The organism is Bradyrhizobium sp. LMG 9283 (assembly GCF_045571415.1).
Taxonomy (GTDB): domain Bacteria; phylum Pseudomonadota; class Alphaproteobacteria; order Rhizobiales; family Xanthobacteraceae; genus Bradyrhizobium.
Genome location: NZ_CP120691.1, coordinates 8,060,591 through 8,082,204 on the forward strand (window position 1 = coordinate 8,060,591; position 21,614 = coordinate 8,082,204).

The window sequence follows — 21,614 nt, forward strand, 5'->3', positions numbered from 1 at the left end:
GCGAGCCGGGGCTTTTTTGTCGCGCGAAACGTCGCGCCGGGCCCGGAACGGCTGCGCACGCCTAGCGTTGTCGGGCCATCAACCACGGGAGATGGTCATGGACTGGAATCGGATTGAAGGAAACTGGAAGCAGTTCAAGGGCTCGGCCAAGGAGAAATGGGGCAAGCTTACTGACGACGATCTGCAATCAATCGAGGGGCGCCGCGAGCAGCTCGAGGGCCGACTCCAGGAACGCTACGGCAAGGCCAAGGACCAGGTTCGCAAAGACGTCGACGACTGGCTGAAATCGCTGCACTGACGCAGCATGACGAAGCCCCGGCTCACGCCGGGGCTTTTTGCTGCACTCGTACCCCTGGATGAGCGCGGCGACATCCGGGACCTTCGTTGCGGCACCCCGGATCTCGCTTCGCTGATCCAGCTGATCCAGGCGACGACAGCTTGGCTAGAACACCGCGAGATATTTCAGCAGCGACACGATGCCAATGATGATGACGATCACGCGCGCGATCTGCTTAGCGCGGCCGTCCATCGGCAGCATGTTGATGAGATAAAGCACGAGAATGACGACGAGAAAGGTGACGAGTACGCCGACCAGCATCGCTGGAGCCCCCCTTCAGGCAAGTTGCTGACGTTGTCCTAACGCTTTGCAAGGCCCGCCGGTTCCGACTCTGCAACCCCTTGCATTCATTACAATTCGGCTGGCGGGAGCGGTCCCTCCGTAATTCTACGGCAGCATCACTGTCTAAGTTATCACCCTTTTGAAGCCAAATGCCCCTCGAGCGTCTGCCCTGGGCATGCGCGTCTATTGTGCATTCCTTTGGTCGTTCGCAGTTCGTGGGGGCTGCCGTTCGGGGCCACGAACTTCGAAACGCGTACCGGGGTATCCGATGCTCAATTGCTTGACCGTCTTCGCGCTGCTGAAAGCAGTGATCCTGTCACCGCACTCGTTGTCGTGATCGGCGGCACAGGGCACCAAGAACGTCTCGGACAACATCAGCGGCGTGAAGGCCGATGCCGACACCGCAGCCGGTGCCGCGGAGGACGTGAAGCAGGCCTCCGAGATGCTCGAGACGCAAAGCCGCCAGCTCGGTCAGCAGGTCAGCGACTTCCTGGGCAAGATCCGCGCGGCGTAAAGGAGCGAGTTAAGGAGAAGGCTGTACCGCACCTGCGGTGTCGTCCCCGCGCATGCGGGGAACCCATCACCACAGGAAGCAGACGAGGCGCGGGCTGGCAACTTCAAGCCTTCGCCAAACCACCCCCTGTGACTATGGGTCCCGGATCTGCGCGCGCTTTGGGCGCTTGTCCGGACGATAATCTTGTGGGGCTGCTAGCGCGGCAACTCAGCCAACGGCCGCACCCCTACTCCTTCGCCACCACCGGGACTTGGCGGAATTTGGCGCGCACCGAGGCCGGCAGCGGCGAAAAATTCATCGCGACGCCGCGACGGTCGTTGGCGTTGCGGGTCGCGACCATGAGGCCATCACTGCCCGCGACGATGTCACCCTTGCGCAGGGTGGGGTCGTCTTCGACCTTGACCTGGGCGAGCCCGACCGGGTCCTTGCCATTGCAGGTGCAGCCCGCGACGATCTCGTTGCGATAGCGGAACGCGTTCGGCAGGTCGGAATAGGACTTTCCGTTCTCCGTCGTGGCGTCGTCGATATTGCTGCCGTAGACCAGCGAAGTTTCCGAGGCCGGGCAGAAGCTCTTGCAGGACTGCGCCTTGCTCTCGGCGTCGCTTCCCTGCGCCGGGAAATAGCGGCCGTCGCAGCCGCGCACGCAATAGGCGGTGCCGCCGCCATAGGAGGACCGCTGGCGTGGCGCGTCATAACGCGGCATGTCGTCGTTCGGGAACGGCATCCGGATCTCCGGCGGCGGCCGCATCCGGAAGCCGCCGAACAATGCGGAGAAGAAATCCTCCGCATGCGCCGACGGTGCCGACACCAGACCGGCGGAGGCAGCGATCAAGATCGCCGTACCGCCAACCACTTTGCCAACCAGGCGTCTGCTCATATGACCTCGCTCATGCTTAGTTGACGGCCGATGTCGTGATGTTCAACGCCTGCCGGCCCGAGGGCAACGTCGTCGCGGCCGGACGCTTGCGCACGGAGTCGACGGCCTTGTCGCCTCCCCTGTCGCCTCCCCTGGCCATCAAGGGAGCGTTCTTCGGCAGCACCACGACCTTGGCGCCGATATTGACGCGATTGAATAGATCGATGACGTCCTCGTTGGTCATGCGGATGCAGCCGGACGAGACGAACTTGCCGATGGTCGAGGGATCGTTGGTGCCGTGGATGCGGTATTGGCTCGAGCCGAGATACATTGCACGCGCACCGAGCGGATTGCCGGGACCGCCGGCGACGAAGCGCGGCAGATAGGGCTGGCGCGCGATCATCTCGGCCGGCGGATGCCAGTCCGGCCACTCGGCCTTCCGGCTGACGCTCTGCACGCCGGACCAGGTAAAGCCTTCGCGACCGACGCCAACGCCGTAGCGGATCGCGCGGCCATTGCCGAGCACGTAATAGAGATAGGTATTGTTGGTATCGATGACGATGGTACCGGCCGGCTCGCTCCTGTCGAAGCTGACGATCTGCTTGCGCAGCCGGTCGGGCAACTGGGCGTCCTCGTCGGCGGCCTGCGGCGCCTCGTTGAGGTCGTCCTGAGAGTAACCCTGGTCCAGCGGGTACGCCCACGGCTGGATCCGCGCGTAGCCGAACGTTTGCGCGCTCGCCGTCCCTAAGGGCACTGCGAGCAGAGCGGTTGCGAAAACGAATGCGGTGACGGCGCGCGGCGAGAGGCTGCGGCGGACTGCAAACAACTTTTTCATGTACTGCCCCGTTGGATATGTGCATCAGGGTGATGCGCTGCCCAACAAACTCCGCCGCCTGGATCGAAGTTCCGGCGCAGCGTGCGGCAGCGACGTCACAGTCAAGCGAGCAGCTATTCACGAAGGCGCGATGGAACCGGCACGCCGTCCACGCGTTGTGAGGTCGTCAATGGGCGCGCGGATCGCGTTTCCGTGCGGGAGAGATATTGTGCGCGTCCTTCCCAGCGAACGCCTGATTTCCGGCAACAGCGAGAGCGAACCGCTTCCCGACAGCCATAGTGAGCTGCCGCCAGTCATCCGCCGCACCGAGTTCATCGCTTTCGCTCTCGCAGGCCTCCTGCTGATTGCGGTCGCCACGGTGCTCTATGTCGGAAAAGCATTCTTCCTGCCCGTGGTGATGGCCTTCGTCATCGGCACCATGCTGTCGCCGGCGGCGAGCTTGCTCGAGCAATGCAAGGTGCCGCGCGCGCTCGCGGCCGTCCTGATCGTGGTCGCTGGGACTGCGGTGGTCGCGTTCGTCCTCGCGCTGATCGCCTCGCCGATTATGGAGTGGAGCACGCGCCTGCCGGAGCTCGGCGCGCAGTTGAAGGACAAGCTGCACGTGTTCGACCGGCCGCTGGCGCTGTGGCGCGAGCTGCAAGGCATGGTCGGCGGCTCGGAGCAATTCCCTAGCTTTCAGATTCCGAAGTTCGAGTGGGTGCAACCAACGCTGGAATTCCTGTCACCGACCTTTACTGAATTTGTTCTGTTCTTCGTCACCCTCATTCTGTTCATCGCAAGCTGGCGCGACCTGCGGCGGGCCATGATCATGACCTTCAGTGACCATGATGCGCGGCTGCGCACGCTGCGGATCCTCAACGAGATCGAGGTCCATCTCGGCAACTATCTCCTGACTGTGACCGTCATCAACATCGGTGTCGGCGTTAGCACCGGCCTCATCTGTGCGCTCACCGGAATGCCCAATCCCGCCGGGCTCGGCGCGCTGGCGGCAACGCTCAATTTCATCCCGATCATCGGGCCTGTGGCGATGTTCGCGGTGCTGGTCGTCGTGGGGCTGGTCGCCTTCCCGACCATCGGCGGCGGCCTGATGGCTGCGCTCGCCTTCGGCGGCCTCACCTTCCTGGAGGGGCACTTCGTCACCCCGACCATCATCGGCCGGCGGCTGGCGCTGAACGCGCTTGCGGTTCTGCTTGCGCTCGCATTCTGGACCTGGATGTGGGGTCCGATGGGCGCATTCCTGTCCTCGCCACTCCTGATCGTTGGTCTGATCCTCAAGGAGCATCTGTTGCCGGCCGATTCGCCGCAGCTGCCGCAGGCCTGAGCGGTTTCAGCGAACGGAACTTACCCGTCCACGAAACGTTCTCCGCACATCTCAGCCGTCAAGAGTTTGGAGCTCCCGATGTCCACGAGCAATGCCGAAGCCGGGATGAGAGACTGGACCGACAAAGCCACCAGAGAACGCCTCGAGAAGGATGTAGCAGCCGTGAAAAGCGATATCGCCGCCCTCACCGAGCAGATCACCGACGCACTCAATACCTTCGCCAAGTCCACCAGCAAGCAGGCTCGCCGCGGCTACCGCCAGGCGCGCGAGAACATGGATTCCACGATCGACGACATGTCGGAGCGCGGCAGCGCGATGATGGAGGCAGCACAGGACGCCTATGGCTCGATCGAGGAGACGCTGGAAGACGCCATCACGCAGCGGCCGCTCGCGACCGTCGGACTCGCGCTCGGCATCGGCTTCCTGATCGGCGTCGCCTGGCGCCGGTAGGTTTCCAGAACGGAGCTCGAGATGGCGGCGCCGCCCGCGCCGCCAGTGCCGGCGTGTGGCGGTTCGGCTTGTGGGGGGATTTGAGGAGCAAGGCCATGTTTCAGCGCATCATCGACGGGATCAGTGCATCCACCGGCACGACTGTTCGGCTGACCTCCCTTGCCGCGGGCGCCGCCTTCGGTCTGTTCGTGACGACGTGCTTCCTTTGTGCCGCCGTCTTCATCTCGGTCTTGCAGAAATATGGTCCGGTGCAGGCCTGTCTTACCGGCGCCGGCATCTTCTTCCTGCTGACCCTCGCCGCGGCAGGCTCCTATTGGGGCTACAAGCGCGAGGTGCGGAAGCGTGCCCAGATCGCGGCCGAACGCGCCGCGAAGTCGACGGTGCAGAGCATGCTTGCAGATCCGATGCTCCTCGCCACCGGACTTCAGATCGTTCGCGCCATCGGGATCAAGCGGCTGTTGCCGATCCTGGCGATCGGCGGTGTCGCCCTCGGCATCCTGGCGAGCCGCGCCGGTGCGTCCGAGGAGGTGTCGGCCGAACCTGCCGAGTAGCGGTCAGAGCGGGTCAGAAAATTTCGTCGTAAGTCCTGCGAGCGCATCTATTCGAATTCGATGCAGGTGACGCCGCGCAATTTTGCGCCATCCGGCACGAATGCCCTGCCGTTCACGGAAACGCTACTCGGATGGGCAGGCGGTTGCCGTTAAAAGCATCACCCTGATTCCCAAAGCTATTTTACTCAATGAAACCGTCCGTCAAGGCGAACCTCGCCGCATTCCAGCACGACGCCAGGCTCTATTTGACGCTCGGCATAGCCAATTGGTCGGTGTTCGTCGACCACGTTCCGAACAACGTCGTCAACCTGCTGACGCTGCGCAACTTCGGCTTCAGCGGCGCGGCCGATCTCTTCGTGTTCGTGGTGGGCTACGGGGTTGCCATCATCCATGGCAGGATGGCGCTGGAGCGCGGCTACGTGGTCGCGGCGACGCGGATCTTTCGCCGCGTCTGGCGGCTCTACGCTGCCTATGTCGTGCTGTTCGTGATCTATATCGACACCATCGCCTATGTCGCCTCGCAATCGATGGCGCCGGAGATCATCCACGAATACAACATCTCGGGGATTCTCGAGCACCCGCTGCGCATCCTGATCCGCGGTCTCGTGCTCCAGGAAGAGCCGCTGAACCTCGACCTGCTGCAATTGATGATCCCGCTGATGACGTTCTTTCCGCTCGTGCTGTGGGGCCTGCTGCGATGGCCGAACCTGACGCTGGCGGCATCGATCGCGCTGTACGTCGCCGCACGCTGGTTCGACTGGAACTTCCGGGTCTATCCGGACCAGGAATGGACCTTCAATCCGCTGTGCTGGCAGATGCTGATGGTGCTGGGCGGCTGGTTTGCCGTCACAGGCGCATCGGGGCGCACGCTGCGCGGCATGTCTTGGCTGCGGATCCTCGCAGGCGCGTACCTCGTCCTCGCGATGGCGGTCACCCTGATGCGCCATTCGCCGGCCCTGTCCGCCTACCTGCCCGATTTGCTCCTCAACAACATCGCGCCGACCGACAAGGAAAATCTCGCGCCCTATCGCGTGCTCCACTTCCTCGCCCTCGCGCTCGTCGCGACCCATCTCATTCCGGCCGACCATCCTGGCCTGCAACTGAAACCGCTTCAGGCGGTCATCAGATGCGGTGAGGAATGGCTCGCCGTGTTCTGCGTCGGCGTGTTCCTGTCCTTCGCCGGCCATCTCATCCTGATCACCGGCCCCAATCTGATCGTGATGCAGATCGTTGTGAGCCTCGCGGGCTTCGCCGCGATGACCGCACTCGCCTATTGCATCACCTGGTCGAAGCGGCAGGACCTGCCCGCGGCCCTGCGGCAGCAGGCCTAAGGGAAGGATCGTGCGATTCTGCTAGGCCGAAGGCGGCGGCTGCGCTATGCCGGGACTCTGCGTGGGGAGACCGGGCGTGGCGATGGCGAAAGGCGGGGGTGACGAGGCTGACAACGCGCCCCGGCGCGGCCGGCCAAGGTCGATCGAGACCAGCAACGCCATTCTCGAAAGTGCCTATGCGCTGATGGCCTCCACCGGCCTTGCCGCCACCACCATCGACGCGGTCGCGCGGCACTCCAGCGTCTCCAAGATGACGATCTACAAATGGTGGCCGTCCCGCGAGGCGCTTTTGATCGACGCCTTTCTTCACCACGCCGCGCAGATGCTGCCGCTGCCGCCGGCGAGCTCCGGCAGCCCCGCGGCGCGCGCGCGCCGCCATGCGGCGGCCTATGCCGAGGCACTCCAGGGCGAGTTCGGCAAGGTCCAACTCGCCGTCATCTCCGAATGCATCTCCAAGACCGGCTCGGCCGAGCTGTTCTACGCGCGCTATCTGCAATTCCGCCGTGACGCGCTGGTCGAGATGATCGCCGCCGGCCAGAAGGATGGCAGCATTCTGGCCGAAGGGCTTCCTGAAGATCTCTACGACGCGATCTATGGCAGCCTGTTCTATCGCTACATCTTCGGCATCGCGCCGGTCACGCCGGCTTACGCACGTAACCTCGTCGACCTCGTGTTGCGGCCGAAGGGTTAGCTGCGCACAGGCCTGACAGGCGCCGAGATCTTGTCGGTGCGGTCGCGCTCGGTCATGTCGACCACCGTCTCCATCGGTGCGGTCAATTCGTAGACGTAGGAGACGTCGGTGAAGAAGCGCTTGGCGGTGCCCCCTAACGCCTCCGGCGCGACGCGGTCGAGCAGGATCAGGCCGAAATCGGAATCGGGCCGGCGCGTCGCCTCGCTGGTGTTGAACTCCTCCCAGCGGAAATGGAACACCTCCTCGCCCTCCTCGCCCGTCACCGACCAGGCGGCGGTGATATGCGGATGCTTTCCAACCAGCGACAAGCCCTCGTCGGAATGCGAGGCAAGCTCGAAAAACAGCAGCGAGAGGCTCTGCGCCGCGCGTGCGCTAACCGCGATATCAGGACCGGTGACGGCGATGCGGTCGGCATGCGGGATGGCGCGCGCCTCGAACAGGCCCTTCAGCTTGACGCCCTGCCACTGGCTCTCGCTGAGCAGCGAGACCACGTTGGACATGGCGTGGATGCGTCCGATCAGGAGCTCGCGCGCGACGTCGATGTCCGAGCCGTGGCGCAAGGTGCGCGTCACGATCGACTGGATCACTGCCAGGATGTTCTTGACGCGGTGGTTGAGCTCGTCGATGACGGCGGTCAGCCGGCGCTCGAAACCGATCCTGACCTGGATCTCCCGGCTGAGCCGCAGATTGTTGTAGGCGACATAACCGAACAGGCCGCACACCATTGCCGTGATCGCAAAGCCGATCGCCGCCACGATGATTGCGGTCTGCTCGGCGCGGCGCACCGAGTTGGTCTTCGCGTAATAGCCGAGCTGCCAATCACGGCCGCCGAAGCTCACCGTGCGCGTCGCCGAGGGCGCCGGTCCGTCCGCCGCCGCCATGCGCGTCGAGACCACGCCCTGGTCGTTGGCGATCAGCTCGCCGCCTTCCTTGCGCGGATCCCTAAGCGCAACCGCGAACAGCGACATGTCGTCATTGGTCAGCATCAGCGAGGCGAGCTCGTAGGAAAATGTGACGAACCCGGCCGGCTCCGTTGCTCCTTCGGGAATGACGGGCGCAGCCACGATGATGCCGATCGCGCCGTTCCCGCCGATCAACGGCACCGGGTCGGAGGCAACCGACTTCTTCTCGGCGCGCGCGCGCGTCAGCATCGCGCTGCGAACCGGATCCTGATCGTAGCTGCGGCCGGGCAGCGTCTTGGTCTCGTTGCTCCGTGGCTCGAGGTCCATCAGCACGTCGATCGGCTGAGTAATTTCGGGCGGATTGATCGGCTTGTCGTCATAAGAGCGAATCTGCGGATTTGGGAAGCCGGCGCCGGCGATGGCGGCGTGCGCGGCCGCAAGCTCGTTCGGCTTCAGCCGGGCGATCCAGCCGGCCACCACGAAATCGGTCTTGAAGGCGTAGATCGCCGAGCGTAGCGGCTCCAGCATGTTCGGCTTGATCACGGATGGCGCGCGGAACAGGCCTGAGGCGACACGCGCGAGCAGCTCCCGCTCGGTGAGGCGGTCCTGAACCAGGCTCGCATGAACGTCGATCGCGCGCGCGAGCGCGATCCGATCCAGCGCCAGCTCCTGGTCGTGGACGCGATAGGCTGCAAGCCCGGAGAGCAAGGCTCCCAGCAGAGCGATGAAGCCGATGATGAAGCCCAGCCTGACCACGCGACTACTCAGGCGAAAGCAGGAGGTCGGCAATAAACACAGAGCATATGAACGCCGCTCGAACGGCCATCTGCCGAAACAGGGTAAACCCCAGTGCCGGAGATAATGGAGGAGGAGGCATCAGTACGCAACTTGGGTCGCCTGAGAAGCTTAATCTGCCCGGCCGATAGTCTGGACGGGATGAATTCGCCCCGCGCGCCGGAGGTAGTTAATCGCCGTGTCCGAAATTTGTTCCGCGGCTGCGGCGTCGCCCAGGCGTTAACGGCGAAAAATGCCTGCGCCAAGTGGTCGCGTCCAGTCAGCCCTGTCGTTTCAGGCCGCCTTTGGCCTCGATGAAGGCGACGATCCGGTCGAGGCCCTCGCTTTTCTTCAGGTTGGTCATGACGAAAGGACGCTCGCCGCGCATGCGCCTGGTGTCCGTCTCCATCTTCTCCAGGGAGGCGCCGACATGGGGCGCGAGGTCGGTCTTGTTGATGACCAGGAGGTCGGACCGGGTGATGCCGGGGCCGCCCTTGGACGGGATCTTGTCGCCGGCGGCGACGTCGATGACGTAGATGGTGAGGTCGGCCAGCTCCGGCGAAAAAGTGGCAGCGAGATTGTCGCCGCCGGACTCGATCAGCACGAGATCGAGCCCCGGAAATTTCGCGCGCATGTCCGCGACCGCAGCGAGATTCATCGAGGCATCCTCGCGGATCGCAGTGTGGGGGCAGCCGCCGGTCTCGACGCCGGCGATGCGATCCGGCGTCAGCGATCCCGAACGCACCAGGAACTCCGCATCCCATTTGGTGTAGATGTCGTTGGTGATCGCGGCAATGTCATAGCGCTCGCGCATGGTCTTGCAGAGCAGGTCCATCAGCGCGGTCTTGCCCGATCCGACCGGGCCGCCGACGCCGACACGCAAGGGGCCGTGAGATTTCGACATGTAATTCGCTCTCTCTCGATGGGTTAAAGGCCGCACAGGTCACGACCGAAACAGCCGCGTATATTGCGTCTCGTGCCGCAGGCTGGCGAGATCGGCGCGGAAGGTGGCGCTGCCGAGATCGTCCAATGTCGCATTCAGCGCACGATTGGCGGTCGCGGCGACGGCGGCTTCCAGCCTCACCAGAACGCGCTGGCTATCGGTCTGGCCGAGCGGAATGAGCCGGCTGGCCGCGGAAATCCAGTTCGAGACCAGCGCATGCAGGAAGGCGTGCAGCGTCGGCGCCAGCGGAACGGCGTGCCTCGCCGCAACAACACCGACGGCGACCGGATAGACCAGTGGCGTGCTGCATGCCGCGACCGTGGCATCAAGCCCATCGGCATCCCACGCGGCGCGGGCGATATCGATGAAGGCGCGGCCCTGCGAGGTCGTCTCCAGCTGCCGCTCGCGCGACGGCACGAAGGCAGCGGCGAGCTCGGCGATCTCGTTCAAAGCCGTCGCCTCGTCCGCTTCCGTGGCGCGATAGGCGTGGACTAGAAACGTCGCGTCACAGAAGCCGGAGCCGTCGCCGAGCATCGCATCGAGCCAATCCGCCAGCGTCGTTACGTCGGTGATGTCGCCCGCCTCGATCGCCCATTCGAGGCCGCTGGAGTAGGAGAAACCACCGACCGGGAACGCCGGCGACAGCCAGGTCATCAGCCGGTACAGCGCCGCCGCCGCGCCCTCGGCGAGGGCGCCGGCGCCGACCGGCTCATTTGTGGTCATGAGCATGCTTGTGGCCGTGGTGATGGTCGGGATGGTCGCAATGCTCGTCGTGGTGATGATGGTGCCCATGGCCATGGTCATGCGCGGCATGATCATGATTTTGGTGGCCATGGCCGTGATGATCATGATGATCGTGATGGCCGTGACCGTGATGCGCATGGTCGTCGTGCCCATGGCCGGCATCGGCGTAGGCACCGCCTTCGGGATCGAACGGCGCCTCGATCTCGATCACGCGCGCACCGAGGCCCTTCACCATGGCCTCGATGACGTGGTCGCGACGGATGCGCAGGCTCTTAGCCATGATCTGCGTCGGCAGGTGGCGATTGCCGAGATGCCAGCCGACGCGGATGAGATGGTGCGGATCGCGGCCGCGGATCTCGAGCAGCGGCTCCGGCGCCGCCACTACCTCGACCAGCCGGCCGTCCTCCAGCACCAGCGCGTCGCCGCCCCGCAGCGCGACGGCGTGCTCCAGGTCGAGCAGGAATTCGAGCCCGCGCGTGCCCGTCATCGCCATGCGGCGACGGTGCCGATCGTCGAAATCGAGCACGACCGTGTCCGCTGGCGCTTCCGTGAAGCGGTGCTGTCCCTTGACCTGCGTCGCCCGGATCATGCGTCTTACCTCGTTACCGTGTCTCGACCCTCTCGGGCGTGATCACCTCAATCTTCGGAGGTGCCGTGAAGCACTTTACCGCGACGCGGCCGAACGTCTTCATGTGCTCCATGGCGCGATGCGGCACCAGCGCATCGGCGTTCTCCCACTGCTCGACGAACACCATCTTGCTGGGATCGGTGACGCTCTCATGCAGATCATAGGCGATGTTACCGGGCTCCTTCCGCGTCTCCTTGATGCAGGCGGTGGCGGCTGCAATGAATTCGGCGCGCGTCTCGGGCTTGATGGTCAAGGTGGCAACGACGTAGATCACGAGAAATCCTCCCGGCTTTTCTTCTGAACGTTAAGATACCGGGCGGGACATTAGACCACGCAGGACCGAACGCAACACCGGAAAAGCGGTCCCCGGACACGCACTCCGAACATACTCTTGGGACATGCGTCGATGCGCTATTTCAGTACATGAAATATCGCTGCGCCATCGGCAGCACCTCGGCGGGCGCGCAGGTCAGGAGTTCGCCGTCGGCGCGGACCTCGTAGGTTTCCGGATCGACCTCGATATTGGGCGTGGCGTCGTTGTGGATCATGCTCTTCTTCGAGATCCTGCCGCGAGTGTTCTGGACCGCATAGAGCTTCTTCTCGATGCCGAGCTTTCGCGCGAGCCCGCCGGCGACCGCGGCTTTCGAGGTGAACACCACGGAGGACGCCGTGCGCGCCTTGCCGAAGGCGCCGAACATCGGCTGATAGTGCACCGGCTGCGGCGTCGGGATCGAGGCATTGGGATCGCCCATGGGGGCTGCCACGATGGTGCCGCCCTTGACGATGCAGTCCGGCTTGACGCCGAAGAAGGCCGGCGACCACAGCACGAGATCGGCGAGCTTGCCCTTCTCGACCGAGCCGATCAGCTTCGACACGCCATGCGCGATCGCAGGATTGATCGTGTACTTGGCGATATAGCGCTTGACGCGGAAATTGTCGTTGTCCTTGCCCTTGTCCTGGGGCAGCGAGCCACGCTGCTTCTTCATCTTGTCCGCAGTCTGCCAGGTCCGGATGATGACCTCGCCGAGGCGGCCCATGGCCTGGGAATCCGAGGACATCATCGAGAGCGCGCCGAGGTCGTGCAGGATGTCCTCGGCTGCGATCGTCTCCTTGCGGATGCGGCTTTCGGCGAAGGCCAGATCTTCGGCGATCGAAGGATCGAGGTGGTGGCACACCATCAGCATGTCCAGATGCTCGTCGATGGTGTTGCGCGTGAACGGCCGCGTCGGATTGGTCGAGGACGGCAGCACGTTCTTCAAGCCGGCAACCTTGATGATGTCAGGCGCATGGCCGCCGCCGGCGCCTTCGGTGTGGAAGGCGTGGATGGTGCGGCCCTTGAACGCCTTGATCGTGTCCTCGACGAAGCCGGATTCGTTCAGCGTGTCGGTATGGATCATCACCTGGATATCGTGATCGTCGGCGACCGACAGGCAATTGTCGATCGCGGCCGGCGTCGTGCCCCAGTCTTCGTGCAGCTTCAGCGCGCAGGCGCCAGCCTTGATCATCTCGACCAGCGCCGCGGGGCGCGAGGCATTGCCCTTACCGGAAATGCCGAGATTGACCGGGAAGGCGTCGAACGACTGGATCATCCGCGCGATGTGCCAGGGGCCGGGCGTGCAGGTGGTGGCGAAGGTGCCGTGCGACGGGCCTGTGCCGCCGCCCAACATCGAGGTGACGCCCGACATCAGCGCGTGCTCGATCTGCTGCGGGCAGATGAAATGGATATGGCTGTCGAAGCCGCCGGCAGTGAGGATCTTTCCTTCGCCCGCGATCACGTCGGTGCCCGGACCAATAATGATGGTGACGCCCGGCTGGATATCGGGATTGCCGGCCTTGCCGATCGCGGAGATCATGCCGTCCTTGATGGCGACGTCGGCCTTCACGATGCCCCAGTGGTCGACGATCAGCGCGTTGGTGATGACCGTATCGGCCGCACCCTGCTTGTTGGTGACCTGCGACTGCCCCATGCCGTCGCGGATCACCTTGCCGCCACCGAACTTCACCTCCTCGCCATAGGTGGTGAAATCCTTCTCGATCTCGATGATGAGGTCGGTGTCGGCCAGCCGTACCTTGTCGCCGGTGGTCGGGCCGAACATATCGGCATAGACGGATCGCTTCATCTTGACGGACATCACAAGCCCCGTTTGCGTTTGAATTCTTGGTGGATCACAGCAAGGCTCTCGCTGCTTTCACCGCATCATCGAATTTCTCGTCAAGCCATGGATTGCCGCCGCGGCAGCCCGCGACCACCTGCTCGGCCCAGGCGGTGTAGTCGGCAAGATCGTCGCGCTCCTCGGCACTCGGGTCGGTTTGAATGCGCGCCCCTATATTGCTGATCTTGTCGGCGATCTTGATCAGCTTTGCGCCGGGGGATTTGTGCGGGGCGTCCTCAATCTGCTTCTGCCGCCGCTCGGATTTCGGCAGGTTCATGTCGTCGGTGCACTCGGCGACGAGCGAGGCGATACGCTTGGAAAATCGCTGCGCGAGCTCCTCGCGCGTGGTGTCGGTGTCCTCGATCGAATCATGCAGCCAGCCGGCCGCGACCAACTCGGCGTCGGCACCATCGGTCGCGGTCGCAAGCAGGTTCGCGACCTCGGCGAGGTGATTGATATAGGGCTCGTTGCCGCGCCCCTTGCGCACCATCCCATTGTGGCGGCGCGCTGCAAGTTCGGCAGCTTCGGAAACGAGGCGAATGGGTGACAGCATGGCAAGGACCTCCGTTTTCGCCTCAACCGTGCCGCATCGCGCTCGTTCCTCCCAGCGTCACAGCTGCCCCATCACATCGCCGCGGAAGCCGTAGATCGTCTTCTTCCCCGCCATGGCGACGAGTTGCACTTCGCGGGTCTGGCCGGGCTCGAAGCGGACGGCGGTGCCGGCGGCGATGTCGAGGCGCATGCCGCGGGACTTCTTGCGATCGAATTTCAGGGCCGGGTTGGTCTCGAAGAAGTGGTAGTGCGAGCCGACCTGGATCGGCCGGTCGCCGGTGTTGGCGACCGTCAGCGTCACGGTCTTGCGGCCGGCATTGAGCTCGATCTCGCCGTCCTGGATGAAGAGTTCGCCGGGAATCATGTGCTACCTCGTCTTGCTCCGCTGCGTCATGGCCGGGCTTGTCCCGGCCATCCACGTGCCGCCACTTGGTTCGAAGATCGTGATGCCCGGGACAAGCCCGGGCATGACGGTGTTGATACAGCGACTCGTCTCACCTGATCGGCTCGTGCACGGTGACAAGCTTGGTGCCATCAGGAAAGGTCGCCTCGACCTGGATGTCATGGATCATCTCGGGAATGCCGGGCATCACCTGGTCGCGCGTCAAAACCTGCGCGCCGGATTGCATCAGCTCGGCGACGGTGCGTCCGTCGCGGGCGCCTTCGAGAATGAAATCGGAGATGATCGCAACCGCCTCGGGATGGTTGAGCTTGACGCCGCGGTCCAGCCGGCGGCGCGCCACGATCGCCGCCATCGAGATCAGAAGCTTGTCCTTTTCGCGGGGAGACAGGTTCATGCGACATCTCTTCCGTTCAACACGTCAATTCAGCCAGTCATCAGTTCAGCCAGAGCCGTGGCAAGGCCGCGCCGGTGCGCGCCAGCACGGCCATCATGTCGGCGCGCAGGCGGGCCGCATCTTGGGCACAGAACCGCGCCATTGCAAAGCCATTCCATGCTGAGATTCCGACCTCGCCGGAGAAAGACTCCGACGCCTCGCGAATGCGCTCGACCAGCGCCTCGTCACCGGGCACGAGCAGAGCCGTGCCAATCGCCGCGCCACCTCTGGCGACCGCGGATAGCGCGAGCTTTGCGCCGATATTGCCGTCGAGCCGGACGGTCTCTGCGAACACCAGCTTGCCGGCGCGGCGCATCCGCCAACGGTCCACGAACTCGCCCTGCTCCATCCGCTCGCCCATAGCGATACGGCCGAACACCACGATCTCGCAGAGCAAGAGCGAGGCGGCTTCGTCGAGCTCGATGTCGAAGCGGCGCTGCACGCGGGCACAGTCGAACAGAATCGTCTCCTGCGGCAGCCAGGACAAATGCGCGCCTGGGCCGGCCTTCAGCGAGATATTGAGCTGGGCCGCCGAGCCCGACGCGCGATAGACCTTCTCCGCCGCCGCCGTGGTCAGCGTCAATCGCGAGCTATCCGCCGCCGATATCTCGATGTCGAAGCAATCACCGCCGGCGACTCCCCCGGCGGTGTTGACGAACACGCCGGACAGGCCCTGATCTTCCGGCGAGGGAAAGCGGACGCGGAGCGAACCGGATTCATGCAAGGTGCCGCGTCGCGTCACGCCGTCACGTGCGTGCACGTCGAACCGCACCGCGCCGCGGGCACGGTTCGCCTCGAAAACCCCTGACGTGGTAGAAACGTCGCTGCGCATCCGCCTCCCCAGCCGGTCGCGACAGAATGGCTTACAGCGCCATCTGGCGGCTGATCTCGCTCGCGTCGAGATTGGAGCGGTCGCAGGTGAACTTCACCGCGCCGCGATCCATCACGGCAAAACTGTCGCCGAGTTCGCAGGCAAAGTCGAGATATTGTTCGACCAGCACGATAGCGATGTTGCCGAGGTTGCGCAGGTACGAGATGGCACGGCCGATGTCCTTGATGATCGAGGGCTGGATGCCTTCGGTCGGCTCATCGAGCAGAAGCAGCTTCGGCCGCATCACCAGCGCGCGGCCGATCGCGAGCTGCTGCTGTTGGCCGCCGGAGAGGTCGCCGCCGCGCCGGCCGAGCATGGATTGCAGCACCGGAAACAGCGAGAACACGTCGTCCGGGATGTGCTTGTCCTCGCGCTTGAGCGGGCCGAAGCCGGTCTTGAGGTTCTCCTCGACCGTCAGCAGCGGAAAGATCTCGCGGCCCTGCGGCACGAAGCCGATACCCTTGCGCGCCCGCTCGTAGGGCTTCAGGCCCGTGATATCATTACCGTCGAGCACGATCGCGCCCGAGGAGATCGGATATTGCCCGACCATGGCGCGGAGCAGCGAAGTCTTGCCGACGCCGTTGCGCCCGAGCACGCAGGTCACCTTGCCCGGCTCGGCCGAGATCGAGACGCCGCGCAGCGCCTGGGCCGCACCGTAGAACAGGTTGATGTCCTTGACCTCAAGCATCGCTCAGCGTCCCAGATAGACTTCGATGACCCGCTCGTTGGACGAGACCTGGTCGATGGTACCTTCCGCGAGCACCGTACCTTCGTGCAGGCAGGTGACCTTGACCCCAAGTTCGCGCACGAACGTCATGTCGTGCTCGACGACCATCACGGTGTGGGTCTTGTTGATCTCCTTCAGCAGCTCTGCGGTGAGATGCGTCTCAACGTCAGTCATTCCCGCGACGGGCTCATCGACCAGCAGCAGTTTTGGATCCTGCGCCAGCAGCATGCCGATCTCGAGCCACTGCTTCTGGCCGTGGCTGAGGCTGCCGGCCAGGCGGTTGCGGGCGTCGGTGAGGCGGATCGTCTCCAGCACCTTGTCGATACGCTGGGATTCCGCGTTGCTGCCGCGCCAGAACAGCGTGCCGCGGACCGAGTGATCGACATTGAGCGCCAGCAGCAGATTGTCCTGCACGGTCTGACTCTCGAACACGGTCGGCTTCTGGAATTTGCGGCCGATGCCGAGCTCGGCGATGCGGGTCTCGTCGAGGCGCGTCAGGTCGGTGACGCCGTCGAACAGCACGGTGCCCTCGTCGGGCTTGGTCTTGCCGGTGATGATGTCCATCATCGTGGTCTTGCCGGCGCCGTTCGGACCGATGATGGCGCGCATCTCGCCGGGCTCGAGCGTCAGCGACAGATTATTGATGGCGTGGAAGCCGTCGAAGGAGACGTGCACGCCGTCGAGATAGAGTATTGCGGAGGTCGCGCGGGTGTCCATGACGTTCATTGCGCCTACTCCGCCATCTTGGGTTCGGTGACGCCGTCTTCGGCCGCGGCGCTCACAATGGCTGCAGCGGTACGCTTTTCCCTGGACGAGTCCCACCAGGCGTTGAAGGTGCCGACGATGCCTTTCGGCAGCAGCAGCGTCACCAGGATGAACAACGCGCCCAGCATGAACAGCCAGTACGGCGCGAGCACGCCCGAAGTGAAGAAGGTCTTGGCGTAGTTGACGACGACGGCGCCGAGCGCGGCACCGACCAGCGTGCCGCGGCCACCGACCGCGACCCAGATCACCGCCTCGATCGAATTGCCCGGCGCGAATTCGCTAGGATTGATGATGCCGACCTGCGGCACGTACAGCGCGCCGGCGACCCCGGCCATGCAGGCCGACACCGTGAACACGAACAGCTTGTAGGATTCGACGCGGTAGCCGAGGAAGCGCGTGCGCGATTCCGCATCACGCACCGCGATCAGCACCTTGCCGAGCTTGGACGAGACGATGGCACGGCAGATCAGGAAACCGATGATCAGCGCCAGGCAGCTCAGCGCGAACAGCGCGGCACGCGTCCCCTCCGCCTGCACGTTGAACCCCAGGATGTCCTTGAAGTCGGTCAGGCCGTTGTTGCCGCCGAAGCCGAAATCGTTGCGGAAGAAGGCGAGCAGCAGCGCATAGGTCATGGCCTGCGTGATGATCGAGAGATACACGCCGGTGACGCGGGAGCGGAAGGCGAGCCAGCCGAAGCAGAAGGCGAGCAGGCCGGGCACGACCAGCACCATCAGCGCTGCGAACCAGAACATGTCGAAGCCATACCAGTACCAGGGCAGCTTCTGCCAGTTCAGGAACACCATGAAGTCGGGCAGGATCGGGTTGCCGTAAACGCCGCGGGTGCCGATCTGCCGCATCAGGTACATGCCCATGGCGTAACCGCCGAGCGCGAAAAAGGCGCCGTGGCCAAGCGAGAGAATGCCGCAATAGCCCCAGATCAGGTCGATCGCGAGCGCCAGGATCGCGTAGCAGACATATTTGCCCCAGAGCGCGACAAGATAGGTCGGCACCTGCAGGAACGAGCCGGCGGGCAGCAGCAGGTTGGAGAGCGGAATGAGGATGCCGCAGGCCGCGACGATCGCGAGGAAGATCGTCGCGCCGCGGTCCAGCGATCGCGTCAGCATGTGAGGGGTCATGCTTCCACCGCACGGCCCTTGAGCGCGAACAGGCCGCGCGGCCGCTTTTGAATGAACAGGATGATGAGAACCAGGATCGCGATCTTACCGAGCACGGCGCCGGCGACCGGCTCCAGGAACTTGTTGGCGATGCCGAGCGTGAAGGCGCCCACGAGGGTCCCCCATAGATTGCCTACCCCACCGAACACCACGACCATGAAACTGTCGATGATGTAGCTCTGGCCGAGATTGGGGCTGACATTGTCGATCTGCGACAGCGCCACGCCGGCGATGCCGGCAATGCCCGAGCCGAGGCCGAAGGTGAGCGCGTCGACGCGCGAGGTTGCGATGCCCATCGAAGCCGCCATGCGGCGGTTCTGCGTCACCGCGCGCATCTCCAGGCCGAGCGCGGTGTAGCGCAGCATCGCGAGCAGGATCGCGAACACGGCAAGCGTGAAGAGAAGGATCCAGAGCCGGTTATAGGTAATCGTGATCTGGCCGAGCTCGAACGCGCCGCTCATCCAGGAGGGGTTGCCGACCTCGCGGTTGGTCGGGCCAAACATGGTCCGCACCGCCTGCTGCAGCACCAGCGACAGGCCCCAGGTCGCCAACAACGTCTCCAGCGGCCGGCCGTAGAGGAAACGGATGATGCTGCGCTCGATCAGCACGCCGATCGCGCCGGCGACGAGGAAGGCGAGCGGCACGGCGATCAACAGCGAATAGTCGAACAGGCCGGGATAGCGGGTACGGATCACCTCCTGCACCACGAAGGTGGTATAGGCCCCCAACATCACCATTTCGCCATGGGCCATGTTGATGACGCCCATCACGCCGAAGGTGATGGCGAGCCCGATCGCAGCGAGCAGCAGCACCGAGCCAAGCGAGAGGCCGTACCAGGCATTCTGCACCATGGACCAGACCGCGAGCGAGTTCTGGATCGAACCGATCGCGCTCGTCGCGGCCTTGGTGACCGACGCCGGCTGGTCGCCCATGCCGGTAAGCAGCGCCAGCGCCTCCTGGTCGCCGCGTGCCTTGAGGGTTGCGACCGCCTCGAGCTTCTCGACCTCGGTCGCATCGGACTTGAACAGCAGGATCGCGGCACGGGCCTCGCCGAGCGCGACCCTGACGGATCGGTTGGTTTCCTTGGCGAGTGCGGCATCGACCGCCTCGAGCGCGGTCTCCTCATGCGACTTGAAGACGGATTGCGCGGCCTGCAGGCGCGTCCCGATATCGGGCGACTGCAGCGTCAGGCTGCCGAGCGCGGCATCGACGCTGCGGCGCAGGCGGTTGTTGAGGCGAACCGCGCTCGCGCTGTCGGGAACGCTGGCGACGGCCTCGCCGGTCGCAGCATCGATCGACTTGCCGTCGGTGCCGGTGACGTAAACCTTCTTGCTGTCAGGATCCGCCATGAGGCGGCCGTCCTGGAGCGCGCTGATGATCGGGAAGGCCAGCTTGTTGCCGCTGCTCGCGACTACGCCGATCGCCTCTTCCGTGTCGGAAAAGTCGTCGTTGGCGAATTTGGCGACCGCATCCTCGAACGGACCGGCGAAGGCCGGCAGCGCGAACGCAATCAGCAACAACGAGAGTGCAAGCGAGCAGAGACGGGCAGACAAATGGGCTGGCACTGTGAATGACCCCGGCAGAAATGAGTGGAGAAGGCGGCGGGATCGCCGCCCTCTCCGGTCGTGCAGTGGAGCGTCAGATCGGGATCAGGAACCCGAGCCGAGGCACTTGTTGGTCTTGGTGTTGAAGTTGCCGCACTTCTTGCCGACCCAGTCGCCGATCAGGTCCTTGGAGCCCTCGAGCTCCTTCGACCAGGCGTCACCCGCGACGAGGCCGGGGGTCTTCCAGACCACGTCGAACTGGCCGTTCGCCTTGATCTCACCGATGAACACCGGCTTGGTGATGTGGTGGTTCGGCAGCATCTTCGACACGCCACCGGTCAGGTTCGGCGCCTCGATGCCGGGAAGCGCATCGATCACCTTGTCCGGATCGGTCGACTTCACCTTCTCGACCGCCTTCACCCACATGTTGAAGCCGATCACATGCGCTTCCATGGGGTCGTTGGTCACGCGCTTCGGATTCTTGGTGTAGGCCTGCCAGTCCTTGATGAACTTCTCGTTCGATCCGTCCTTGGTCTTGATCGACTCGAAGTAGTTCCAGGCGGCGAGATGGCCGACCAGCGGCTTGGTGTCGATGCCGGCGAGCTCTTCCTCACCCACCGAGAACGCGACGACCGGGATATCCTTCGCCTTGATGCCCTGGTTGCCGAGCTCCTTGTAGAAGGGAACGTTGGCGTCGCCATTGATGGTCGAGACCACCGCGGTCTTCTTGCCGGCCGAGCCGAACTTCTTGATGTCAGCCACGATCGTCTGCCAGTCGGAATGACCGAAGGGCGTGTAGTTGATCATGATGTCTTCCTGGGCAACCCCCTTCGACTTCAGATAGGCTTCCAGGATCTTGTTGGTGGTGCGCGGATAGACGTAGTCGGTGCCCGCAAGCACCCAGCGCTTCACCTTCTCTTCCTTCATCAGATAGTCGACGGCGGGGATCGCCTGCTGGTTCGGCGCGGCACCCGTGTAGAACACGTTGCGCTCGCTCTCCTCGCCCTCGTACTGCACAGGGTAGAACAGGACGTTGTTGAGCTCCTTGAACACCGGGAGCACCGACTTGCGCGACACCGAGGTCCAGCAGCCGAACACGACCGAGACCTTGTCCTTGGTGATCAGCTCGCGCGCCTTTTCGGCGAACAGCGGCCAGTTCGACGCGGGGTCGACGACGACGGCTTCCAGCTTCTTGCCGAGCACGCCGCCCTTCTTGTTCTGCTCGTCGATCAGGAAGAGGATGGTGTCCTTCAGCGTGGTTTCGCTGATCGCCATGGTGCCGGACAGGGAGTGGAGCACGCCGACTTTGATGGTGTCGTCCGCGGCCTTCGCGCCAGTCAATGAAGCCAGACCAAGCACCAGTCCGGCGGTCGCGGCGAGCACGCCGCGGCGGCTAAATGACGCCGCTATATCGTGAGTGGATTTGCTAAACATGAGTGTCTCATCTCCCTGACGCAGACGTGAAAACGCTGCGAAACGGCCCCACGGCCGCCTGCGATTAACGGAATCGCAAGAACCATGCCATGGACTGAGCACCCATCAACTCATTGACTCCACTCACGTAATTGCCGGAAATCCGAGTTTCGCCGCAGTCAGATCGCCCAAACTATAGGCAACTCAAATGTATGCGAAAGCGGCAGGCAGGGCATTTTCTGAGCAAAATGCCAAATCTGGCTAAATTTCCGGCACAACTATTTCTGCACCGCAACCGCTGTTTGAGGCCGACTTGCCTTGAAAGCGCCCCCCCGATGTTCCATATGAACAGCGGAGACCCCTTGCGAATCAAGGGGTCGTAGCGAGCCGCGTGTTCTTAAGCCCCTCCGGGCCTCTGG

At 63.9% G+C, this 21,614-nt stretch carries 25 protein-coding genes; 7 read left to right on the plus strand and 18 right to left on the minus strand.

Annotated features, from left to right (window positions below):
- Positions 1–97 precede the first annotated feature (97 nt).
- Positions 98–298 carry a CsbD family protein gene (locus tag P6U29_RS37495; RefSeq protein WP_407115141.1) on the plus strand — a complete coding sequence of 67 codons (201 nt, stop codon included), beginning with the start codon at positions 98–100 and terminating at the stop codon, positions 296–298.
- A gap of 144 nt (positions 299–442) precedes the next feature.
- On the opposite strand, the gene P6U29_RS37500 is transcribed toward P6U29_RS37495, so the two are convergent.
- Positions 443–598, minus strand: coding sequence for a Thivi_2564 family membrane protein (locus P6U29_RS37500; protein ID WP_008546817.1), 156 nt, complete (start codon positions 596–598; stop codon positions 443–445).
- A 403-nt stretch (positions 599–1,001) separates the two neighbouring features.
- Between P6U29_RS37500 and P6U29_RS37505 the strand changes: the two genes are divergently transcribed.
- Positions 1,002–1,133, plus strand: coding sequence for a hypothetical protein (locus tag P6U29_RS37505; RefSeq protein ID WP_407115142.1), 132 nt, complete (start codon positions 1,002–1,004; stop codon positions 1,131–1,133).
- 226 nt (positions 1,134–1,359) lie between these two features.
- Here P6U29_RS37505 and P6U29_RS37510 read toward each other — a convergent pair whose 3' ends face one another.
- Positions 1,360–2,010 (minus strand): DUF2865 domain-containing protein, encoded by a 651-nt coding sequence (locus P6U29_RS37510; protein ID WP_407115143.1) that lies wholly within the window; start codon positions 2,008–2,010, stop codon positions 1,360–1,362.
- Positions 2,011–2,026: 16 nt separating this feature from the next.
- On the minus strand, positions 2,027–2,824 hold the full coding sequence (locus P6U29_RS37515) for a L,D-transpeptidase (protein ID WP_407115144.1): 798 nt from the start codon (positions 2,822–2,824) through the stop codon (positions 2,027–2,029).
- 208 nt (positions 2,825–3,032) lie between these two features.
- Between P6U29_RS37515 and P6U29_RS37520 the strand changes: the two genes are divergently transcribed.
- The 5 genes from P6U29_RS37520 to P6U29_RS37540 all read left to right on the plus strand — a co-directional run bounded on the left by P6U29_RS37520 (position 3,033) and on the right by P6U29_RS37540 (position 7,168).
- Positions 3,033–4,145: an AI-2E family transporter gene (locus P6U29_RS37520; protein ID WP_407115145.1), complete on the plus strand. Its 1,113-nt coding sequence runs from the start codon at positions 3,033–3,035 to the stop codon at positions 4,143–4,145.
- Positions 4,146–4,223: 78 nt separating this feature from the next.
- Positions 4,224–4,595, plus strand: a complete 372-nt coding sequence (locus P6U29_RS37525) for a YqjD family protein (protein WP_407115146.1) — start codon at positions 4,224–4,226, stop codon at positions 4,593–4,595.
- A gap of 95 nt (positions 4,596–4,690) precedes the next feature.
- Positions 4,691–5,146 (plus strand): hypothetical protein, encoded by a 456-nt coding sequence (locus tag P6U29_RS37530; protein WP_407115147.1) that lies wholly within the window; start codon positions 4,691–4,693, stop codon positions 5,144–5,146.
- A 188-nt stretch (positions 5,147–5,334) separates the two neighbouring features.
- Entirely contained in the window at positions 5,335–6,477 is a 1,143-nt protein-coding gene (locus P6U29_RS37535) for an OpgC domain-containing protein (protein ID WP_407115148.1), read from the plus strand.
- Positions 6,478–6,559: 82 nt separating this feature from the next.
- Positions 6,560–7,168 carry a TetR/AcrR family transcriptional regulator gene (locus P6U29_RS37540; RefSeq protein WP_407119542.1) on the plus strand — a complete coding sequence of 203 codons (609 nt, stop codon included), beginning with the start codon at positions 6,560–6,562 and terminating at the stop codon, positions 7,166–7,168.
- On the opposite strand, the gene P6U29_RS37545 is transcribed toward P6U29_RS37540, so the two are convergent.
- The 15 genes from P6U29_RS37545 to urtA all read right to left on the minus strand — a co-directional run bounded on the left by P6U29_RS37545 (position 7,165) and on the right by urtA (position 21,216).
- The gene (locus tag P6U29_RS37545; protein WP_407115149.1) at positions 7,165–8,826 is read right to left on the minus strand and encodes an HWE histidine kinase domain-containing protein; all 1,662 of its coding nucleotides are present in this window, start codon (positions 8,824–8,826) and stop codon (positions 7,165–7,167) included. The two genes, P6U29_RS37540 and P6U29_RS37545, sit on opposite strands and share 4 nt — an antisense overlap.
- Positions 8,827–9,124: 298 nt before the next feature.
- Positions 9,125–9,748 (minus strand): urease accessory protein UreG, encoded by a 624-nt coding sequence (ureG, locus tag P6U29_RS37550; RefSeq protein WP_407115150.1) that lies wholly within the window; start codon positions 9,746–9,748, stop codon positions 9,125–9,127.
- A 39-nt stretch (positions 9,749–9,787) separates the two neighbouring features.
- Entirely contained in the window at positions 9,788–10,516 is a 729-nt protein-coding gene (locus P6U29_RS37555; protein WP_407119543.1) for an urease accessory protein UreF, read from the minus strand.
- Positions 10,497–11,120 carry an urease accessory protein UreE gene (locus tag P6U29_RS37560; RefSeq protein ID WP_407115151.1) on the minus strand — a complete coding sequence of 208 codons (624 nt, stop codon included), beginning with the start codon at positions 11,118–11,120 and terminating at the stop codon, positions 10,497–10,499. Before P6U29_RS37560 ends, P6U29_RS37555 begins: the two co-directional genes overlap by 20 nt.
- Before the next feature lie 13 nt (positions 11,121–11,133).
- Complete coding sequence (locus tag P6U29_RS37565; RefSeq protein ID WP_407115152.1) at positions 11,134–11,433, minus strand: putative quinol monooxygenase; 300 nt, start codon at positions 11,431–11,433, stop codon at positions 11,134–11,136.
- A gap of 142 nt (positions 11,434–11,575) precedes the next feature.
- The gene (gene ureC / locus P6U29_RS37570; RefSeq protein WP_407115153.1) at positions 11,576–13,291 is read right to left on the minus strand and encodes an urease subunit alpha; all 1,716 of its coding nucleotides are present in this window, start codon (positions 13,289–13,291) and stop codon (positions 11,576–11,578) included.
- Positions 13,292–13,325: 34 nt separating this feature from the next.
- Positions 13,326–13,865 carry an HD domain-containing protein gene (locus P6U29_RS37575; protein ID WP_407115154.1) on the minus strand — a complete coding sequence of 180 codons (540 nt, stop codon included), beginning with the start codon at positions 13,863–13,865 and terminating at the stop codon, positions 13,326–13,328.
- Positions 13,866–13,922: 57 nt separating this feature from the next.
- Complete coding sequence (locus P6U29_RS37580) at positions 13,923–14,228, minus strand: urease subunit beta (RefSeq protein WP_407115155.1); 306 nt, start codon at positions 14,226–14,228, stop codon at positions 13,923–13,925.
- 130 nt (positions 14,229–14,358) lie between these two features.
- Positions 14,359–14,661: an urease subunit gamma gene (locus tag P6U29_RS37585; RefSeq protein ID WP_027553946.1), complete on the minus strand. Its 303-nt coding sequence runs from the start codon at positions 14,659–14,661 to the stop codon at positions 14,359–14,361.
- A 40-nt stretch (positions 14,662–14,701) separates the two neighbouring features.
- On the minus strand, positions 14,702–15,532 hold the full coding sequence (locus P6U29_RS37590) for an urease accessory protein UreD (RefSeq protein WP_407115156.1): 831 nt from the start codon (positions 15,530–15,532) through the stop codon (positions 14,702–14,704).
- 31 nt (positions 15,533–15,563) lie between these two features.
- Positions 15,564–16,259, minus strand: coding sequence for an urea ABC transporter ATP-binding subunit UrtE (gene urtE, locus P6U29_RS37595; protein ID WP_091881260.1), 696 nt, complete (start codon positions 16,257–16,259; stop codon positions 15,564–15,566).
- A gap of 3 nt (positions 16,260–16,262) precedes the next feature.
- On the minus strand, positions 16,263–17,024 hold the full coding sequence (gene urtD, locus P6U29_RS37600) for an urea ABC transporter ATP-binding protein UrtD (RefSeq protein ID WP_407115157.1): 762 nt from the start codon (positions 17,022–17,024) through the stop codon (positions 16,263–16,265).
- A 5-nt stretch (positions 17,025–17,029) separates the two neighbouring features.
- Positions 17,030–18,199: an urea ABC transporter permease subunit UrtC gene (gene urtC, locus P6U29_RS37605; RefSeq protein WP_407115158.1), complete on the minus strand. Its 1,170-nt coding sequence runs from the start codon at positions 18,197–18,199 to the stop codon at positions 17,030–17,032.
- Complete coding sequence (urtB, locus tag P6U29_RS37610) at positions 18,196–19,803, minus strand: urea ABC transporter permease subunit UrtB (protein ID WP_407115159.1); 1,608 nt, start codon at positions 19,801–19,803, stop codon at positions 18,196–18,198. The genes urtC and urtB overlap by 4 nt, the downstream gene beginning before the upstream one ends.
- Before the next feature lie 84 nt (positions 19,804–19,887).
- A complete protein-coding gene (gene urtA / locus P6U29_RS37615) occupies positions 19,888–21,216 on the minus strand; it encodes an urea ABC transporter substrate-binding protein (RefSeq protein ID WP_407115160.1) in 1,329 nt (442 codons plus the stop codon).
- Positions 21,217–21,614: the final 398 nt, after the last annotated feature.

What these genes read in the sequence shown, in the direction of transcription:
- P6U29_RS37495 (WP_407115141.1), top strand. Translation starts at nt 98, where the DNA reads ATGGACTGGAATCGGATTGAAGGAAACTGGAAGCAGTTCAAGGGCTCG.
- P6U29_RS37500 (WP_008546817.1), bottom strand. Translation starts at nt 598, where the DNA reads ATGCTGGTCGGCGTACTCGTCACCTTTCTCGTCGTCATTCTCGTGCTT.
- P6U29_RS37510 (WP_407115143.1), bottom strand. Translation starts at nt 2,010, where the DNA reads ATGAGCAGACGCCTGGTTGGCAAAGTGGTTGGCGGTACGGCGATCTTG.
- P6U29_RS37515 (WP_407115144.1), bottom strand. Translation starts at nt 2,824, where the DNA reads ATGAAAAAGTTGTTTGCAGTCCGCCGCAGCCTCTCGCCGCGCGCCGTC.
- P6U29_RS37525 (WP_407115146.1), top strand. Translation starts at nt 4,224, where the DNA reads ATGTCCACGAGCAATGCCGAAGCCGGGATGAGAGACTGGACCGACAAA.
- P6U29_RS37530 (WP_407115147.1), top strand. Translation starts at nt 4,691, where the DNA reads ATGTTTCAGCGCATCATCGACGGGATCAGTGCATCCACCGGCACGACT.
- P6U29_RS37535 (WP_407115148.1), top strand. Translation starts at nt 5,335, where the DNA reads ATGAAACCGTCCGTCAAGGCGAACCTCGCCGCATTCCAGCACGACGCC.
- P6U29_RS37540 (WP_407119542.1), top strand. Translation starts at nt 6,560, where the DNA reads ATGGCGAAAGGCGGGGGTGACGAGGCTGACAACGCGCCCCGGCGCGGC.
- ureG (WP_407115150.1), bottom strand. Translation starts at nt 9,748, where the DNA reads ATGTCGAAATCTCACGGCCCCTTGCGTGTCGGCGTCGGCGGCCCGGTC.
- P6U29_RS37555 (WP_407119543.1), bottom strand. Translation starts at nt 10,516, where the DNA reads ATGCTCATGACCACAAATGAGCCGGTCGGCGCCGGCGCCCTCGCCGAG.
- P6U29_RS37560 (WP_407115151.1), bottom strand. Translation starts at nt 11,120, where the DNA reads ATGATCCGGGCGACGCAGGTCAAGGGACAGCACCGCTTCACGGAAGCG.
- ureC (WP_407115153.1), bottom strand. Translation starts at nt 13,291, where the DNA reads ATGTCCGTCAAGATGAAGCGATCCGTCTATGCCGATATGTTCGGCCCG.
- P6U29_RS37575 (WP_407115154.1), bottom strand. Translation starts at nt 13,865, where the DNA reads ATGCTGTCACCCATTCGCCTCGTTTCCGAAGCTGCCGAACTTGCAGCG.
- P6U29_RS37580 (WP_407115155.1), bottom strand. Translation starts at nt 14,228, where the DNA reads ATGATTCCCGGCGAACTCTTCATCCAGGACGGCGAGATCGAGCTCAAT.
- P6U29_RS37585 (WP_027553946.1), bottom strand. Translation starts at nt 14,661, where the DNA reads ATGAACCTGTCTCCCCGCGAAAAGGACAAGCTTCTGATCTCGATGGCG.
- P6U29_RS37590 (WP_407115156.1), bottom strand. Translation starts at nt 15,532, where the DNA reads ATGCGCAGCGACGTTTCTACCACGTCAGGGGTTTTCGAGGCGAACCGT.
- urtE (WP_091881260.1), bottom strand. Translation starts at nt 16,259, where the DNA reads ATGCTTGAGGTCAAGGACATCAACCTGTTCTACGGTGCGGCCCAGGCG.
- urtD (WP_407115157.1), bottom strand. Translation starts at nt 17,024, where the DNA reads ATGAACGTCATGGACACCCGCGCGACCTCCGCAATACTCTATCTCGAC.
- urtC (WP_407115158.1), bottom strand. Translation starts at nt 18,199, where the DNA reads ATGACCCCTCACATGCTGACGCGATCGCTGGACCGCGGCGCGACGATC.
- urtA (WP_407115160.1), bottom strand. Translation starts at nt 21,216, where the DNA reads ATGTTTAGCAAATCCACTCACGATATAGCGGCGTCATTTAGCCGCCGC.